Raw genomic sequence first — 1,319 nt, 5'->3', positions numbered from 1 at the left:
CTCCCAAGCGCCTAGAAGCTGTAGCGGTGACTCTGCCATGAACACGGCGCGAATGTACGAATCGTTATTGAAGGTCATTTCCTTACAGTTCGGGGCACAAACGTACTCACCCTCCGAGTCCGCACCGTTCACCTTCTCGCGTTGGCGCCCACGAAAACACCAATGAATGCGCTAGGGCACCCTGTCCTTGTTGCTTCCGTGGACTTAACCATGGTTGATTTCTCGCATCATGCTCATCTTCAATTCTCGCGTCGACGAAACGTGAGTGCACGGCGCAATATCGCTCTTACGAATCCTTGCGGCAACAAGGAGGCTGCAGTGACGGTAGCGACCAGCACGTCCAAATCACGTTTCCAAATGCGCTTCCAAATGCGAAACGTTGGCCGATCCTCAATAGCGCCATGAATCCACTGGAATGCAAGTGCGCGGTTGAAATGCCTCCTCAATTCCGAGTGTAGCCGCATCGGAACCAGCGCAGCCAATTCATCGTAGGCGTCTGCAGAGTACAGTTCGTGATTCAAATCCGCCGACCGCGTAACCGTTGAGTCGTCACGCATGTAGGTCGCCCCCACGTGGTTAGAGACGACGAGCGCCTGGTGTTCACACATGAGACGTAACCACGCGAACGCATCACCACCTCTGCGAATACTCGTATTCGCGGGAAAGACGTCGGTCGAGGCAAGCGCAGAGACGCGCAAGCAGGCAACGCCAGTCCAGACGGGAGGCCACCTTTTCCGGATGAGTTGAAAATACGTCTCGAGATCAACGTAGCCGTCAGGCCCGTCCATGCGCCTGGAGAAGGCGTTCTGGGTCACGATGTCGCCGACGATCGACCTCCACCCACTGCCGAAGAACGCCACGCTGGGATGGCGGTCGCAGACATCTCGCATCGTTGCGAGGTGGTGTTCGTCCCAGACGTCGTCCGCATCGAGGAACGTGACAAACTCCCCACGAGCAAGCCCGACTCCCAAGTTCCGGGCAGCGTAGCCTCCGGGACCTGGAACATCTCGCCGCGCGCACCGGAGTCTTGGATCCTCGACGCCGGCAATGACATCGCTCGTGCGGTCGGTACTCGCGTCGTCGATCACGATGACTTCGAAATCATCAAACGATTGAGACAGAATCGAAGTGAGCGTTCTCTCAAGTGTATTCTCGTTGTTGTGCACCGGTACGACTACGGAGAACTTCATAGCGCTAACCGCCGTTCAGCATCGTAGGAGATTGCTTTTCGAAGAGTAGAGGGTAGGAGGACATCCGTCGCTTCCAGCTGACTACGAGCGAGAGGATCCTCAAGGTCACGGCATGCAACGACGGCCCCG

Annotated in this window: 1 protein-coding gene; it reads right to left on the bottom strand. The window is 56.9% G+C overall.

Features of this window, described 5'->3' with window-relative positions:
* Window positions 1-239: 239 nt before the first annotated feature.
* Window positions 240-1,190, bottom strand: coding sequence for a glycosyltransferase family A protein (locus tag RI554_11605; GenBank protein MDR9392658.1), 951 nt, complete (start codon window positions 1,188-1,190; stop codon window positions 240-242).
* Window positions 1,191-1,319 lie beyond the last annotated feature (129 nt).

Source organism: Trueperaceae bacterium (assembly GCA_031581195.1).
Classification (GTDB): domain Bacteria; phylum Deinococcota; class Deinococci; order Deinococcales; family Trueperaceae; genus SLSQ01.
This window is presented reverse-complemented; position numbering and strand designations above follow the sequence as displayed.

Excerpts from the sequence above, each read along its gene's own strand:
- RI554_11605 (MDR9392658.1), bottom strand. The coding sequence starts at position 1,190 with ATGAAGTTCTCCGTAGTCGTACCGGTGCACAACAACGAGAATACACTT.